The 16,320-nt window shown below is 58.0% G+C and carries 12 protein-coding genes; 10 read left to right on the top strand and 2 right to left on the bottom strand.

Features of this window, described 5'->3' with window-relative positions; all coding sequences use genetic code 11:
- The first annotated feature begins 2 nt into the window (after positions 1 to 2).
- The 8 genes from LKE50_07150 to recO all read left to right on the top strand — a co-directional run bounded on the left by LKE50_07150 (position 3) and on the right by recO (position 6,989).
- On the top strand, positions 3 to 1,136 hold the full coding sequence (locus LKE50_07150; protein ID MCH3968374.1) for a DnaJ domain-containing protein: 1,134 nt from the start codon (positions 3 to 5) through the stop codon (positions 1,134 to 1,136).
- 2 nt (positions 1,137 to 1,138) lie between these two features.
- Positions 1,139 to 2,125: a hypothetical protein gene (locus LKE50_07145; GenBank protein MCH3968373.1), complete on the top strand. Its 987-nt coding sequence runs from the start codon at positions 1,139 to 1,141 to the stop codon at positions 2,123 to 2,125.
- A 30-nt stretch (positions 2,126 to 2,155) separates the two neighbouring features.
- Entirely contained in the window at positions 2,156 to 3,319 is a 1,164-nt protein-coding gene (gene dnaJ / locus LKE50_07140) for a molecular chaperone DnaJ (GenBank protein ID MCH3968372.1), read from the top strand.
- Positions 3,320 to 3,425: 106 nt separating this feature from the next.
- Entirely contained in the window at positions 3,426 to 4,409 is a 984-nt protein-coding gene (locus LKE50_07135) for a PhoH family protein (GenBank protein ID MCH3968371.1), read from the top strand.
- Entirely contained in the window at positions 4,403 to 4,912 is a 510-nt protein-coding gene (gene ybeY, locus LKE50_07130) for an rRNA maturation RNase YbeY (protein MCH3968370.1), read from the top strand. Before LKE50_07135 ends, ybeY begins: the two co-directional genes overlap by 7 nt.
- Positions 4,909 to 5,298: a diacylglycerol kinase family protein gene (locus tag LKE50_07125; protein MCH3968369.1), complete on the top strand. Its 390-nt coding sequence runs from the start codon at positions 4,909 to 4,911 to the stop codon at positions 5,296 to 5,298. The genes ybeY and LKE50_07125 overlap by 4 nt, the downstream gene beginning before the upstream one ends.
- A gap of 3 nt (positions 5,299 to 5,301) precedes the next feature.
- On the top strand, positions 5,302 to 6,234 hold the full coding sequence (gene era / locus LKE50_07120) for a GTPase Era (GenBank protein ID MCH3968368.1): 933 nt from the start codon (positions 5,302 to 5,304) through the stop codon (positions 6,232 to 6,234).
- Between the two features lie 5 nt (positions 6,235 to 6,239).
- Positions 6,240 to 6,989, top strand: coding sequence for a DNA repair protein RecO (recO, locus tag LKE50_07115; GenBank protein MCH3968367.1), 750 nt, complete (start codon positions 6,240 to 6,242; stop codon positions 6,987 to 6,989).
- A 48-nt stretch (positions 6,990 to 7,037) separates the two neighbouring features.
- Here recO and LKE50_07110 read toward each other — a convergent pair whose 3' ends face one another.
- Both LKE50_07110 and LKE50_07105 read right to left on the bottom strand, forming a co-directional pair.
- The gene (locus LKE50_07110; GenBank protein ID MCH3968366.1) at positions 7,038 to 8,684 is read right to left on the bottom strand and encodes a glycosyltransferase; all 1,647 of its coding nucleotides are present in this window, start codon (positions 8,682 to 8,684) and stop codon (positions 7,038 to 7,040) included.
- A gap of 332 nt (positions 8,685 to 9,016) precedes the next feature.
- A complete protein-coding gene (locus LKE50_07105) occupies positions 9,017 to 11,479 on the bottom strand; it encodes a glycosyltransferase family 2 protein (GenBank protein MCH3968365.1) in 2,463 nt (820 codons plus the stop codon).
- A gap of 618 nt (positions 11,480 to 12,097) precedes the next feature.
- Here LKE50_07105 and LKE50_07100 point away from each other — a divergent pair.
- Both LKE50_07100 and LKE50_07095 read left to right on the top strand, forming a co-directional pair.
- Positions 12,098 to 13,249, top strand: coding sequence for a glycosyltransferase (locus LKE50_07100; GenBank protein ID MCH3968364.1), 1,152 nt, complete (start codon positions 12,098 to 12,100; stop codon positions 13,247 to 13,249).
- Between the two features lie 34 nt (positions 13,250 to 13,283).
- Entirely contained in the window at positions 13,284 to 16,211 is a 2,928-nt protein-coding gene (locus tag LKE50_07095; GenBank protein MCH3968363.1) for a glycosyltransferase, read from the top strand.
- The last annotated feature ends 109 nt before the right edge of the window (positions 16,212 to 16,320 follow it).

The following is a 16,320-nucleotide window of genomic DNA, read 5'->3' as shown; positions in this document are numbered from 1 at the left end:
GCATGGCCTCAATGAACGACAAGGACTACTACGCGATTCTCGGCGTCGACGAGAAGGCTTCCATCGAGGAGATCCGCAAGGCCTTCCAGACAAAGGCTCGCAAGCTCCACCCCGACGTGAACAAGGCGCCGGATGCCGAGGAGCAGTTCAAGGAGGTCTCAGAGGCCTACGCGGTGCTCTCCGACAAGGACAAGCGTGCCCGTTATGATGCCATGCGCTCGGGGAACGTCTTCTCGTATGGTGGTGATACCTCTGCCTCACAAGGAGGTGGATACACCGGTGGTGGGTACGGCGGCTATGACCCCTTCGGAGGGTTCGGCGGCTTCCCCTTCGGCGGCATGGGGACCCAGCAGCGTCGCAGCGGCAAGTCCCGTGCCTTCAATCCCAAGGCCGGTGCCGACGTGGTCTACCAGCTCGACATCGATGCCGACAAGGCCCGCGAGGGCTGCCGTCGTGGTGTGACCTACCAGCGCTATGCCAGCTGCACCAACTGCGGCGGTTCGGGCTCGGTCCATACCGAGCATTCCAAGGCCTGCCCCACCTGCGGGGGCACTGGGCGGCTGACCGTCGACACGGGCCTCTTCGGTGTCATGGAGATGGTCTGCCCCGAGTGCGAGGGGACTGGACGGGTCGTGGCGGATCCCTGCCCCACCTGCGGTGGTTCCGGCCGTGTGCTCGAGGCGAGCGAGGTCGTGGTCGACGTCCCTGCCAACAGCCATGACGGCGACGAGATACGCATCTCAGGCAAGGGCAACGCAGGTACCAACGGCAGCTCCACGGGTGACTTCGTCTGTCGTGTCGGTGTCCCGACGGAGCGGCTCGGCCGAAAGAGCGCCATGGGGTTCCAGCTCATCGGCTTTGCGGCACCGTTCCTGCTCATGGGCATCATCATGAGCATCCTCTCGTCCATGGCCTTCGTGATCTGCGTACCGCTCGTGCTCGGGGTCGTGTTCGTGCTCTCCGACGGCATCGCGAAGCGCAACTCCGTCTGGTGGAAGAACGCTGGCAAGGCGTTCGTGAACGGCTTCTCCACCGGCTTCATGTTCGCGCTCTTCCTCGGCTTCATGTTCTCGTGCAGTGCCCGGATGGGGAGCGCGGCGACCTATACCCGCAACGTGACCGGCATGGGTGTCTAGCCATGTCAAGGTCGATGGCGGTACTTCGGGCGGTGATAGACGAGTACGTCGAGACTTGTGCTCCGGTGGGGAGCAAGGTCATCGTGGACAACTACGGCCTGGGTGTCTCGAGCGCCACGGTGCGCGGTGACCTCTCGCGGCTCGAGGGCACGGGTCACCTCGTTCAGCCACACGTATCCGCCGGAAGGGTCCCCACCGACCTCGGGTATCGTGCCGTCGTCGACGAGGAGCTCACGACGAGGCGTACGCCTGCTGCCATGAGGCCCCACCTGAGGGCCGGTTCTCTCGCCGAGGCGCTTCGTGGCATAGCCGTCGCGTTGGCCGACATGACGAGATGCCTCGCCATCGTGAGCGCTCCGGTCTCGCAGTCCGCTGCCGTGGCACGCATCACGCTCACGAGGACGCAGGCGGGCAGTGCCGTCCTCGTGGTGATCCTCGATGATGGCCGCGTCGAGAACCGTATCGTGTCGTGCTCGTCCCTCTCGGAGGACGAGCTCTCGGGCATCGAAGGCGAGCTCCAGGATGCCTTCGTGGGGAAGGACGTGAACGTCACTCGCTCTCGGGCCGTGCATCTCACCGACGAGGCGGACGTCCTCATGGGGAGTCTCATGAGGCAGGTCCATTCCCTCGTGTTCCGTCCGGCTGGGGCGCCGAGCGCCTGTGCCGGCGTCTCGTTCCTGCTCGGCCAACCGGAGCTGGTCGATGACGAGGGGTCCCGCTCGGCGGTCGATGCGCTCGAATCCGGCGATGTCGACTTCGCCCGCCAGCTCTCGTCCGCACGCGAGGGGCTGGTGGTCCGCATCGGGCGGGAGAACCCCGACACACGGCTTGGAAGATTATCGTTCGTGGCGCAGGAGTTCTGGTCGGGAACGGGTATGGGCTTTGTGGCGTGCGTCGGGCCTCGCCGGATGGACTACCGGGCAAGCATTGCCGCGGTCGGCGCTGCCGCCGCAGAGGCGAAGAGCGTGTACGCTGGTATCGAAGGATAAGGTACGAGGAATCGATGGGACTGAAGCAGCTTGGATAGCAAGACGGACTACTATGACGTGCTCGGTGTCGAGCACGATGCCGATGCACGTACGATCAAGCGTGCCTTCCTCAAGAAGGCGCGCAAGCTCCACCCCGACGTCTCCGACGCGCCCGATGCCGAGGAACGCTTCAAGGAGGTCAACGAGGCCTACTCGGTCCTCTCCGACGACCGTAAGCGTGCTAACTATGACCAGTACGGCGACCCGAACGGTCCGGCTGGCTTCGGCGGCGGTGGCGACTACGTCGACATGAGCGACATCTTCGGCGGTGGCTTCGGGATGAACGACATCTTCGACTCCTTCTTCGGAGGCGGCGGCGGAGGCGGCGGTCGTGCCCAGCAGTCCCGCGGTCGTGACATGGGGATCTCGCTCAAGGTGTCGCTGGCCGAGGCTGCCGCAGGCTGCACGAAGACCATCGCCTATGACCGACTCGCTCCTTGCGACGACTGCAACGGCACGGGCGTGGCAGAGGGCGGTTCGGTCAAGACCTGCCCACGCTGCCATGGGACCGGGCGCGTGGTCACCGTCCAACGTACCATCCTCGGTCAGATGCAGACGCAGTCTGCCTGCCCCGATTGCCACGGCACAGGCCATGTCGTCGATCATCCGTGTGAGACCTGCGAGGGCCAAGGCCGTGCGCCCTCTCGCGAGAAGGTCGACATCAAGGTGCCCGCCGGCATCCACTCCGGGCAGAGCCTCAAGGTCGACGGATATGGCGAGGCCGGCATGCGTGGCGACCGCTCGGGTGACCTCGTGGTCCAGGTCGAGGTCGCTGATGACGAGCGCTTCTCGCGTCAGGGGGATGACCTGTTCTGCTCGCGGAAGGTCTCGGCCTTCGATGCGATCCTCGGGTGCACGGTCGAGGTCGAGGGCATCCTCGACGGAGAGGTCGTCGAGGTCGAGGTGCCGTCCGGATGTCAACCCGGCCAGACCGTCTCGGTCGAGGGTCGTGGCATGCCTCGTATGGGTTCGGGGGCCCGAGGCCACCTCATCGTGACGATCGAGGTGCTCGTTCCCCGCGATCTCACTGATGACGAACGTGCCATGGTCGAGCAGCTGGCGGACTCACGCTCGTCGCAGGACGCCCATCCTGCCCCGCATCGCAGGCCTGGCCGCGCCGCCCCTCGTAAGCCTGCTCGAAAGGGCGGCCGATAGCCGGCCGCTGGCAGCGCCTGGGCGGCTTGGCCGCGGCCGTCGCGGCGTGCATTGGGTACTATGAGCTTCAAGGTCACGTTCTTGGAAGCCACGTCTTCGGAGGAGCATGGAGCCAACGCAGGTACGTCTCACCATCCCGGATTCGGTCGATATGACCCGGCTCATGGGCCCTGCCGACGGGCTGCTTCGACATGTCGAGTCCCTGACGCCGGCTGACCTCACCGTCCGTGGCAACCAGGTGTCCGTCTGTGGCAGCCCAGACGACGTGGACATGGTGACATCCCTGTTCTCCAGGCTCATCCGTATCGTCGAGCGTGGTGACGTCCCGACCACTGCCGACGTGGATCTCGTGGTCGACCAGATCGAGCACAAGACGCTCCCGGCGGTCGAGCTCTCTGACGATATCCTGCTCACCTATCGTGGCCGTGCCATCCGTCCTAAGACTGACGGGCAGCGTCACTATGTCGATGCCATTCGACACAGCACTATCACGTTCGGCATCGGCCCTGCTGGGACTGGCAAGACCTACCTGGCGATGGCCATGGCCGTGGCAGCCCTGAAGCGACGCGAGATCGGGCGCATCGTCCTCGCGCGGCCGGTCGTTGAGGCAGGTGAGTCGTTGGGATTCCTGCCAGGGACCCTGCAGGAGAAGCTCGACCCCTATGTGAGGCCCCTGTACGATGCGCTGTTCGACATGACGGACATGGAGAAGGGCAATGCCCTCATCGAGCAGGGCGTCATAGAGATCGCGCCCCTCGCCTTCATGCGTGGACGTACGCTGAACGATGCCTTCGTCATTCTCGACGAGGCGCAGAACACCACACCAGAGCAGATGAAGATGTTCCTGACCCGCCTGGGCTTCTCGTCCAAGTTCGTGATCACGGGAGACAACACCCAACGGGACCTGCTCGGCGAGAATGGCCTCGAGTCAGCTCGCTCCGTCCTCGAGGGGGTCGACGACATCGAGTTCGTGGATATGAGCCGCTCGGACATCGTTCGCCACACGTTGGTCGCCGCGATCGTCGATGCCTACGAGAAGGCAGGCTCGAGGTCGTCCGGTCGGCCTGACGGAGGCGATGGCATATGCTAGCCTGCACGGTCGACATCTCCAACGGGGACGGCATCACCTGTGCTCTCACGGACCATGAGGCTCAACGTGCCGTAGCTTTCGTGCTTGCGCATGAGGGCGTGACACGCCCCTGCTATCTCTCGCTCTCGGTCGTGTCTGACGACCAGATGCGAGAGCTCAACCTCGAGTGGCGTCACGTCGATCGCTGCACCGACGTGCTCTCGCTCGAATGCGAGCGTCCTGATGACCGTTCATTGGGCGAGGACGAGCCATGCGAGCTTGGTGATGTCATCCTCGCTCCCGGGTACATCTCTCGTCAGGCGTGCCATATGAAGACGACCCCCGCCGAGGAGACGACCCTGCTCCTCGTGCATGCCACGCTCCATCTCCTGGGGTATGACCATGTGGACGAGGGCGACGCAAGGCTCATGGAGGCCCGCGAGGACGAGCTCGTCTCGCAGCTTGCCCACGCAGGTGCCCCCATCCACGTCGAGCTCACGCGGCATGGCGGTGACGAGGGATGATTCCCGGATCAGACAGGGACCATCCCACCTTCCGTCACAGCTTCGGCTATGCGATCCAGGGCTTCCGGTTCGCGTTGCACTCCGAGCGGAACATCAAGGTCATGCTCGTGGGTGCGATTGCTGTCATCATCGCCGGCATCATCTTGGAGCTCGATTTCGTGAGCTGGGTGATCGTGGGCCTCTGCATAGGGCTCGTCCTTCAGGCGGAGCTCGTCAACACCGCTATCGAGACGGTCGTCGACCTGGTGAGTCCCGAGTACCATCCCCTCGCGGGACGTGCCAAGGACATCGCAGCTGCGGCGGTGTATGTGCTCTGCGTCCTTGTGGGACTGGTGGGTGTCATTCTCTTCGCACGGGTGATAGGTGCCCGGTTTGGGTGGTGGTAGCGCATGACCGTAGACGATGGTCAGTCGGCTCCAGGGGACGAAGCCCCCTTCAGGAGCGGTTTCGTCGCCTTGGTAGGTCGTCCTAACGCGGGCAAGTCGACTCTGTTGAACGCCTGCTTCGGCATGCGTATCGCCATCACAAGCCCCGTCGCCCAGACCACTCGCAGGCGTCTGCGGTGCGTCATCAACCGGCCTGGGTCGCAGCTCGTGATCGTGGACACGCCGGGACTCCATAAGCCCAAGGACGCCTTGGGCAGGGAGCTCAACAAGGCGGCACTCACCTCCCTTGCCGATGTCGACGTGGCCGCGATGCTCGTGGACGCGACCCGTCCGGTGGGGACGGGGGATGCCTGGGTCGCGAAGCATGTCGATGCCTGCGACTGCTACAGGCTCCTTGTGGTCACCAAGGCTGACCTGGCGAGCCCTGAGAAGGCTGCCGCTCAGGTGGAGGCGGCCTCCAAGCTCGCCCGCTTCGATGACGTTATCGTGCTCTCTGCCAAGGAGGGTTTCAACGTGGATGCCTTCGTGGACCTGGTGGAGGCACAGCTTCCCGAAGGCCCGCGCTGGTTCCCGGAGGACATGGACTGTGACGCTACCGACGAGGACCTGGTCTCAGAGTTCGTACGCGAGAAGGTCTTGCTCAACTGTCGAGACGAGGTGCCGCATTCCGTGGCCGTGCGGTGTGAGGACATCGACTGGGCCAAGGACGGCCATGCCTCGGTGAGGGCCACGATCATGGTGGAGCGCGAGGGGCAGAAGGCCATCATCATCGGTCATGGTGGGTCCATGATCAAGCGCATCGGGACGCAGGCGAGGCACGATGTCGAGCGTCTCCTGGGACATAAGGTGTTTCTCGACCTCCAGGTACGGGTGGTGCCCGAGTGGCGACGCGACCAGAGTGAGATACGGCGCCTGGGCTACGAGGCAGGGGAGTAGCGGCCATGGCGCGTGCTCGCACCCGCCATGTGAAGGCCATCGTGCTCGACCACACCAAGCTGGGCGAGCAGGACCTCATCCTCTCCCTGCTCGGGTCTGATGGGTGCCAGCTTCGCGCGGTTGCCAAGGGTGGACGCAAGCCTGGGGGACGGCTCGCAAGCCGCTGCGAGCTCTTCTGCGAGTGCGACCTGCTCGTGGCTGCAGGACGTTCGCTTGACGTGGTAGCCGAGGCGCAGCTTCTGGAACCTCATGCCCGGATACGTGGCGACCTCGAACGGTTGAGTGCCGCATCGGCCCTGTGCGAGGTGGCAAAGGTGACCTCATACGAGGACGCACCAGACCCATTCCTGTTCCCCCTCCTGATGCGGTCGCTTGCCGCAGTCGAGGAAGCGGTCGACCGCCCGCATCTCGACCTGGTCTGCGCTGGGTATGCCATGAAGGCGGCGGCGCATCAGGGCCTTCGCCCGCAGCTTGCGGCATGTGTGGCCTGCGGGTCGGCAAATCCCCGGTGGTTCTCGGTCGCAGCAGGCGGCGTGCTGTGTGGTGAGTGCGCAGGTAAGGTGGAGGGTGCCGAGCATATAACGGCCGAGCGGCGGGCTTGGCTCGAAGCGCTCATAGGCCTCACGTTCGACGAGTTGCTCGCTGCAGATGTCGACCCCGGCACGGCCTCATGGCTCGTCCACGTGGCGCATGGCTGGTGCGCCACGCACCTTGACTGCCGACTTCGCTCCTGGGAGTTCATGCGGGGACTGTAGGCCCTCGTGTGGGCGATACTCATGGACGCATGCCTCGGGACAGGGGTGCTAACGTGACAGGTCGAAGGATGGGCTCGTGGGGTCAATGGCAGGGTCGAGCCAACGGTCTCCTTGCCGCATTCCCGGATGCCGCGAAAGGAGCAGATGGCGTGAGCTCCCCGAGACCTGCGGGCAGGCGTATGGCGATGGGCCATTCGCTTCCTGGCATACGGTCACGGGGCCATAGGGCTCGACCATGACGAGCGACCCGGCATCGGCCAAGGTGAGGCTGAGGTCGGGGATGCGCAGCTCGTCTGGCAGGTCACCTGTGAATCCGTCGCCCGCAACGTAGTCATCCCTCCTCAGTGCCACGACGGCACCTGCTACGGCATTGACGTCGCGTGCATGACAGAGGTAGGTCATGTAACCGGAAAGTCCTCTCGGAAGTCCCTGCTCGGCACTGGTGAGCGACCCGTCTGGGCACACGGTGAGACCGTGGGAGGCCACGGTCCCATCCTCGGCGAGGAGCTCAGGTGCGACCATCGCTATGTCATCCCTTCGTGCGAGGGGAGCGGTCAACTCGTCAAGCCACCCATCGGCGAACCCGTGGCATCGGTCTGAGACCAGCACGACTATGTCGGATTCCATGCGCGCCATGGCATCATGCGCATGGTCAAGGTCTGGCACATGGATGACCGTCGACTCGTCTGCGAGCTTCCCCGAACGAAGTGCATCGGCGGTCTCAGACGAGCGCTCGCCGTAGCAGATGACTCCGATGGCCTGCTCCGATTGCTTGTAGTGCACCCTATACGAGAGGGGGAAGCTCCCCTCTCCGACCGTTGCCTCGATGCCTTCCCTCCCGAGATGTCGTTGGATGGCAAGTCGACCCGCTTCGAATGCGTACGGTTTGCTGTCCCGGTTCGTCGCGATGGACGCTGGGTGGTCACGCCAGTGGTAGAGCACGCGAGGTATGCAGACGACCTCCCGTGCGACCTCAGCTGCCTTGAATGCGAGATCGTAGTCCTGTGCGCCTGTGACGTCCGCTCCGGAACGTTCCGTGAGCTCGAGGGCCCTTCTGCTCACCATAAGGAGGTGGCAGGCATAGTTGTGGGTCATGATGAGGTCGGGGTTCCAGCCTGGCTTGAACTTGGCGCAGAAGTGCACCAGACCGTCGAGGGAGTCGACGTGGGACGTCTCGCCCCCGGCGGGGGCAGGCTCCCTCACGAGGTCCTCGTCACAGAAGAGCAGGTCCGCCTGTGGACGAGCGTCGATCTCCTCGACGTAACGATAGAGGCAGTCGGGCTCCAGGAGGTCATCGTGGTCGACGAAGCCCACATAGTCGCCCTCGGACTCGGCTATTGCCGCGTTCGTGTTCTCCGAGATCGACCGGTTCTCGATGGTGAGGATACGGAGCCTCGCATCATGATACGAGGCGAGAACGGAGTCGACCTCTCGGCACTCACCGCTGGCATTGGCGAGGATGAGCTCGAAGTTGTCGTAGGTCTGGCCCAAGACCGAGTCGATCATGGCCCTGAGGTATGCAGGAGGGGTCCGATACACAGGGGTCACGATACTTATAAGCGGACGCGATGGTAGCTCGCTCGTGTCCACGCGCTCGCGGTCGAGATCTTCCTGGGGCGTCCTGTGCCGTTCGAGCCAGTCGGGGTACATCGGCGAGGAGAGCGCGTCCTCATGGCCAAGGTACCAATCATCCACGAGCCCCTTGGTCTCATCTGGCTCGAGCAGTCGATAGGCGATCCGTGTGGCTCGATGTGGGGCTATCAGATGAGCCGACAGCACGCAGTTCAGCAACCCATCTGTGAGTTCGACGGTAACTTCCATGGTACGGACGCCGCGAGAGGACTCTTCATCGCTGAGCGTGGTCACGGGGAGGTCGATGCGACAGTCCTTGCCGGTTCCAGCTCTGAGGCAGACCAGGTCTCGAGCAAGCCCCCTTGCCGTGACCCTGAAGTCGAGGATGACGGACGTCGGTGAAGAAGGGACGAGGCCGAGGAACCTGATGTCGACGTGTGGGTACTCTGACCAGTTCATTTTCTTAGTGCACAATAGAGCGTTTCGTAGTCAAACGAGACGCTTGAGAAGGGGTCTTCACCGGTGAAACCTTCAGGCCATCTAGATTGAAGCGTCCCAGATTCTTTCTTGAGGCGCAGTAGCTTAGTGTTGTCTAGATCGTCAAGCCCGCGCGAAACCGATTCATAGTGGTAGAGAAGAGCATCTGGTTCCCAAACCACAGATCTTCCCGTAGCTCCGACGCGCAGGCAAAAATCAACGTCATTGAAAGCGACTCTAAACCCTACGTCAAGACCTCCGACGTCATCGAATGCTTCTCTACTTACCATGAGACACGCGCCCGTAACGGCAGAGCACTGACGGCATACGAGGTTATATGAGAGATATCCTGGCATATCGGACGGATATCGAAGGAAGATGTGATTCGGACCGGCAGGACGCATCCTCACTCCTGCATGCTGGACCGTGTTGTCGGGAAACAATAGTTTTGCGCCTACGATGCCTACCCGCTTCTCAAGAAAGTGACCGAGCATCTGCTCTATCCAATCGGGTGAAATTACCTTAATGTCGTTATTCAGGAGAATGACGTATTCACCCGTCGATTGGTCGACAGCCCAGTTATTGATTGCCGAATAGTTGAACTCCCCCTGGTAACGCAGGACCTTTACCCGAGGATCATCCTTAACCACCTGGTCATAATACTCAAACGTCTCTGGCTCTGAGCTGTTGTTCTCTACCACGATGATCTCGAGATTGTCGTAGGACGTTCCATGCAATATCGAGTCGAGACAACGCTTTAGATACGCTGAAGCATCTTTGTTCGGGATGACTATGGAAATGAGGGGCTTGTCAAAGAGCTCGTAATTCACTTTGTATGTGTTAGGAGAAATGTCTCGAGCGGTCACATGCGCATGAACACCGATGCGGTCAAAATGCGTCTGGATAGCTAGAGTGCCTGCATCAGAAGTCCAGCTCTTAGCGTCGGCGTTTGATGCGACCGAGCCATCGTGGATTCGCCAGTGGTAGAGGACTTTTCTAGCATGAAAGATGTTCCTTGCCTTCTCGGCGACTCGGAGCGTCATGTGATAGTCCTGTGCTCCGTCGAACTCGCTACCTGGAAGTTCAAGGGTATTTAGCACGCTGCTGCGTACGGTAAGCATATGACAAACATAATTGAAGCTATATAGTCGGTCCCAATCAAAGTCAGGCTTAAGGTTCGGTGCGCTATACACGCCGTCCTGGACCTTGTCCTCATCACAATATAAAAGATCCGTCGTGGGGTATTCGTTAATTCCTACAACATATTGATAGAGTATGTCCGGCTCCAATATGTCATCATGGTCGAGAAACGCTATGAAGTCACCAGTTGCCGATCTGATGCCCGCGTTGGTGTTCTCGGTTATCCCGAGATTGGTATTGAGCGATATTACCTTTATACGTTTGTCTGATTTGGCATATTTGTCCACCGCCAATGTGAGATCAAGATCTTCTGTGGTCGAATTCACAAGGATAAGTTCAAATCTTGAATAGGTCTGCGAGAGTACGGACTGAATCATTTCGTCAAGGAACGTTAGGGGCGTGTGATAGAGAGGAACAACAATCGAAAAGGTCGGCTGAATATCAAACGATACGGTGCGCTGGAGGCTGATTGAGCGAGGATTCGATCGGTGATTATGTATGAACCAATCATTATAGTCGGGGTCGAGCATCGCTCCATCCGTCATGGCATGCCAGTCTTTCCGGAGGTTTGCTGCCCAATCAGGCTGCACGCACACCATACCATCGGGAAGCGGTGAATCAGATTCAGCCCAGACTATGAAAGACTCCGTCTTGGAGGGGATCCTGATGGAGTATTGGATTGTCCTTAGATAGACGTTTGGAAACTCATGCATGCAATCACAGCTGTCGCGAAGAATGATGCATGGCTCGCTTGAAATCTCTTGACCGTCTGATCCAAGGATGTGCATGTGCACCCGAGCCTGCCGCTCAGCATCGGTAAAGACGTCAAAGGTGGCCTCTCCCCATACAATATCCTGGTCATTAGCATCATTGATAATGTTGTTGACAGATAGCCGTGCTGAATGCGGGAGAGCCTCTCTGTCGCAATTTCTAAGTTCGACCACTCTGCTCTTGTTGATCGTATTGAGACGACCCACGAGCTTCGTCGTCCTTGGACTTAGAGTTTCCTGATAACTCGAAATCGTCTCATTGCTCTCATCAACGACAGTGATCGTTACATCCTGGGGAACAGATAGAATGGCCAGAATGAGAACGTAGCTGGTTTTGGCTGCGTCGCGTTCTATGATGAGCGAAGGCAGGGGCGTGGGACTCTCGCCAGCTGTCTTCGCATTGCTAATAAGGCGGCTACCCTGCGGTAGATTAGCTATAACCTGTTGAAATATCTTTCCATCACCGCGAATGAGGCTACCGAACTTTAGGTATGAAGTATTATCTAGCTTGACGTTATCGTTTGCTGACATGTTCCTCCAGAGCGTTAGCAAGTCGTTCGCATGATGCCATCCAAGCTATGGTAATACACCCGGATAGAAGATCAGGTGTCCGGTTGAATATGCTCGTATTCCATATGAGGGCGTGTGATGTTGAAAGGTTCGCGCGGTCTCGTCTCGCTATCTGGGTCGAGCCAGATATAGTTCTCTTAATGGTGATAGCTTGCTTAGGCCATACTGAGCAATGAATGGGTTACCGATTGGAATGAGCTCAAAGAAATTTAGCCCTTAAAGGCACGATTTATACTAACTGAGGCTAAGGAGTTACAGCTTATGGGAGGAGTTCGTCCCGCAGATAGTTCTCCATATCACCGTCTGAAGAACTGCATCTCGTCTCTCGGCTCACATACTGCCCACAGAACGCGTGAGGCGTCCTCGTCCGATATTAATACCACGCCATCTGTCGACGGATGGCTTGCTCGGTATGGGTATCACGCTCCATTTGATTGTGAAGAAGGATTATCTTGGCCCTCCATTTCAAATCGGATGGAGGCGCTACGCGCCGCGCATCGACAGGGTAAGCGCTGCGCGCTCTTGTTATACGAGCGGGAATCTGGTGATGATGCGACGTTCCGGTACTTTGGACGGAATGTGTCTGAGTGTCTCAGCCTGTCTACGAATTCATACGCCGTTTGCATCTATGTCGAAGAGCTTGATCTCGTAAAAGATGAGCTGCTAGGACTTGTCGACCTTATTGTTCTCATACGAATGCGCATCCGGCCGGACGTGTGGGCTTTTTCGTTAGCAGCAAAGGGCCGGTTGATTCGAATTGCATATCTTGTTGATGATGATGTCCTCGGACTGCTTGCTGCCCCGCGGGTAATTGATGCCATGGTTAGGGATAAGCGGAACACCGAGGAGCTAGCCTTCTGGTACGGGTGCTGTAACCGTTTCGAGCTCATGTCATCGGTCTCTGACTGCTTTATTGGATCCACTACATACCTTACGGAATTGCTTAGCGCTCGTTACAACAAGCCCTCGTATACGTTGAGGTCCTTTCTGAGCGAAGGACAGGCTCGCTTATCGAATGAGCTATATGAATCGAGGCGGGAGCGTAGGGGCGAACCTTTCACCATCGGGTACTTCAGCGGGACTGCGAGCCACGATCGTGATTTTTCAATTCTCTCAGGCGCTCTGTCCTCATTTTTGCTTGCTGAGAATGCCCAGCTCTTAATTGTTGGCGACCTCTTACTAGATAGCAGCTATGACGAAATCACACATGCCGGCAGGCTCATCCGATTGCCTATCGTCGACATGGCGTGCCTTCAAGCGCTGCAGGCGACCGTCGACGTGGCTCTTGCGCCGCTGGTAATCGATGATTTTACAAACTGCAAGAGCGCGCTTAAGGTCTTTGAGGCTGGGGCTGTGGGAACTCCTACCTGCGCTAGCAGCGTCTCTTCGTACTGTGAGGCGATAGACGATGGAAGGTCCGGTTTCGTCTGCAGGTCTGAACAAGACTGGATTGCAGGCCTTCAGTCATGCCTCGCCGATCGAGAGGACTCCGGTTCGATTGGTAAGGCTGCTAGGAATAAGGCGCTCTCCGAACGCTACGGTGCGGTGCCCATGAGAAATATTGAGCAAGTTCTTGCAGGTGCATGCGAGTGTCCCATCCATCATGTTCCTCTATCGGAAGAGCGCGCAATTGAGGAATTGATTAGCAAAGATGTGGATTGGGGAAACCCGTTTACGGTCAATCCGTTGTTTGCAACGCCTGCGGGCAGGTCCGTTTCCGACCGCAGATAAGCGATTAGTTCAACATATAGATGCGAGGATGCATATGGGCTATATCAGCACAAAAGTCAGTCGCTTTGGCAAGCGCCTTGAGAATGAGAGCCCTTGGTCAATCGCTTGGTCTGGCATTACGGCGAGAGCAAGGCACTTCATTCCTCTGTTGTCCTCTGGTCATGAGTCGGCCAGCATTCCAAACTTCTACGACGTGCTCTTTATCAACGGATGCGATAGGACGCTTCCACATCCCATAAGGTACAGGGTTGATCATCAAGTGGAGCAACTCCGTTCCGCTGGGCTTGCCGTCTGTTCCTTGGATGCTTGTGACCTTCATCTGGAAGACGTCGGACTTGCGCGTTCCTTTGTCATCTTTCGATGTCCATGGTCCTCCGATATGGAGCTCTTCGTCCGGAGAGCAAAGGAGCTGAACAAGGACGTCTACTTCGATATCGATGATCTCGTCATAGATACGTTCTATACGGATCAGATTCCATATGTTGCATCTATGGCACCGGCAGATAAGGCTAGCTATGATGCTGGTGTCGAGTCCTATGCTCGACTGCTGAAATTGTGTGGCTCTGCAATCACCACTACCGATGGGATGGCAGACGGGCTAAGGCGCCTCGTGCCTAATGTGTTTGTCAATCGTAATGTCGCTTCAGCTGAGATGGTAGCCCTGTCTGATGCCGCATATAGCCTGAGGCAAGCCCATCGGGACCATGTAACGATAGGCTATTTTAGCGGTAGCATCACGCATAACGATGATTTCAATATGGTGTTACCTGCACTGGTTTCCATTCTTGAGAGGCACGAGAATGTCGAGCTTCTTCTTGTCGGAGACCTTGATCTTCCATCCGAACTTGACGGTTTTACGGGCCGCGTCCATACCCGCGACTTTTGCGATTGGAGAGACTTACCAGGGCTCATCGCAAGTTGCGATATCAATATCGCTCCCTTGACGAATAATGTCTTCAACGAGGCTAAGTCCGAGAACAAGTGGGTCGAGGCAGGACTTGTAGGTGTGCCTACAGTTGCCAGCGATATCGGGGCGTTTGCGCAGATGATTCATGACGGGCAGACCGGCCTACTCTGTCGGACTGAACTTGATTGGCGAGAGGCCCTGAACTTACTGGTGACCAATGAGAGTGTTCGGACTGAGATTGGCGAGAGGGCTCGCGACTTCTGTAGGGCGCATTGCACGACCCTTGGGACTGGCTCAAGTATTGCCAAGTACATTGTTTCGCATCGGCATATCAACGCAGCATACTTCCTTGGAAATGATGTTGATGGCGCAACGCTCGGGAAGTATTCGAAGTATTGTGAGAATCTCATCAACAGTGGAATTGACGCTTTCGTCGTTTGTGGTTCTAGCGTGCCTGCTGAAGATTCTGGATGCGCAGACTTAGCCCACTCATCTGCTGCAATCATATATACGCGCTACCATGGCGACGCTCCGTGCGGGAATCTACGGGGCACTATTGACAGGGCTTTCGTCTGTTCGGATGGGATTGACGCCCCGATACAATCCTGTTCCAACATCCGTTCGACCTATTCAGCTCTCACTGCGCACGCGACCTTTTTTGATCTTCTTGTGTTCGAGGAGATCGACATGTGCAAAGAGGACGAAGAAATCCTTGGCTTTATCTGCGACCAGCTTTCCGCTTCAGGTGTATCCGTACAAAGGGTTCCGAAGGCCCAATGCGACCTAACGTGCCTTGCTCTCGCCCGTTCATTCTTGTTCTGTGGCCCCATGAACGATGTTTGCGAGTCGTTTTGTTCGAAGGCCTCAAATCTCAAGAAGAGAGTCTATCGAGGTATCAACGAGTTGATAGGCATTCTCGATTCTGGGAAGAGCCCAACTCTCAGCACTGCTCAACTAGGTACTCTGCTTCCGGAGACCGACCCAGTCTGTTCCGATAAGGCTCTTGCACGTGCTTCTGCTCTTCGGGCTGACCAGAGTACGAACGTCCTCATGGCTTTGCCGTCGCTCTGGACGAGCGGTGGCTCTCTCGTTGCACTAAAACACTGCTGCATGCTGCAGGATGCCGGATATGATGTAACGGTTGTCGACGATTATCAGAATGCAAATCCCATTCCATACCTCTATGAGTTCGAAGGGCATGAGTTCCCAGTAATTCGCATGAGGCCATCCCATTCAGTTACAACGGCTTCCCTCCTCGGCGGCAAGGTCGATATTGCCGTAGCGACGCTTTGGAATACGCTTCTCCCTCTTAGGGGTTGTCCTAACGTTACGAAACTGCTTTATTTGGTTCAAAATTGGGAACCCGGGTTCTATCCGAATACGTCTGACTTTCGTCTTGGGGCAAACGCCACCTATGCTTGCGATGACGTGGGTTACGTCACCATCTCAAAGTGGTGCTCGGACTGGCTTGAACGGGTCTATCACAGAGAGCCACTGTTTGCACCAAATGGAATTGACATAGGATTGTTCTCTTCATCAGAACGATCATGGGGAGGCAAGATCAGGGTCCTCATAGAGGGCGACTCAGAGTCTCCACATAAGAACGTCGAGGAAGCTTTTCAAATCGCCTCTAGACTCGATCCGGAACGATTCGAGATTTGGTACATGTCATATGGCTCTGGTCCAAAGGATGAGTGGAAGGTCGATAAGTATTTCCATGATGTGCCACATCAGAGAGTCCCCGAGGTCTACTCGCAATGCCACATCCTTCTCAAGACGAGCTCGCTAGAGAGCTTTTCTTACCCTCCCTTGGAGATGATGTCCACCGGCGGACTTGTCGTTGCCGCTCTAAACAACGGGAACTCAGAGTATCTTATTGATGGAAGCAATTGCCTTCTCTATCAACTTGGGGATATAGAGGGGGGCGTTGAGAAAGTGGAGAGGCTGGCAAACGACGAGGCGCTAAGGCAGGTTCTCGTCTCGGGCGGTCTTGAAACTGCTCGAAATCGTGATTGGCACGCATTGATTCCTCAGATTCTCGCTTTGTATGAGTGACGCGATGAGGCACGGGCGACGTTGATGGTTGCCGGCGTTGTGACAGGAACGAAACCATCTTGACGGGAGCCAAGTTAATATGTGCTAAGATTTCGTTCGTTCGTCCGTA

The sequence above is a fragment of the Atopobiaceae bacterium genome (assembly GCA_022483015.1).
In the GTDB taxonomy this organism is placed as follows: domain Bacteria; phylum Actinomycetota; class Coriobacteriia; order Coriobacteriales; family Atopobiaceae; genus JALCUE01.
The sequence above is the reverse complement of the archived record's forward strand: the minus strand, read 5'-3'. Positions and strand labels throughout refer to the sequence as shown.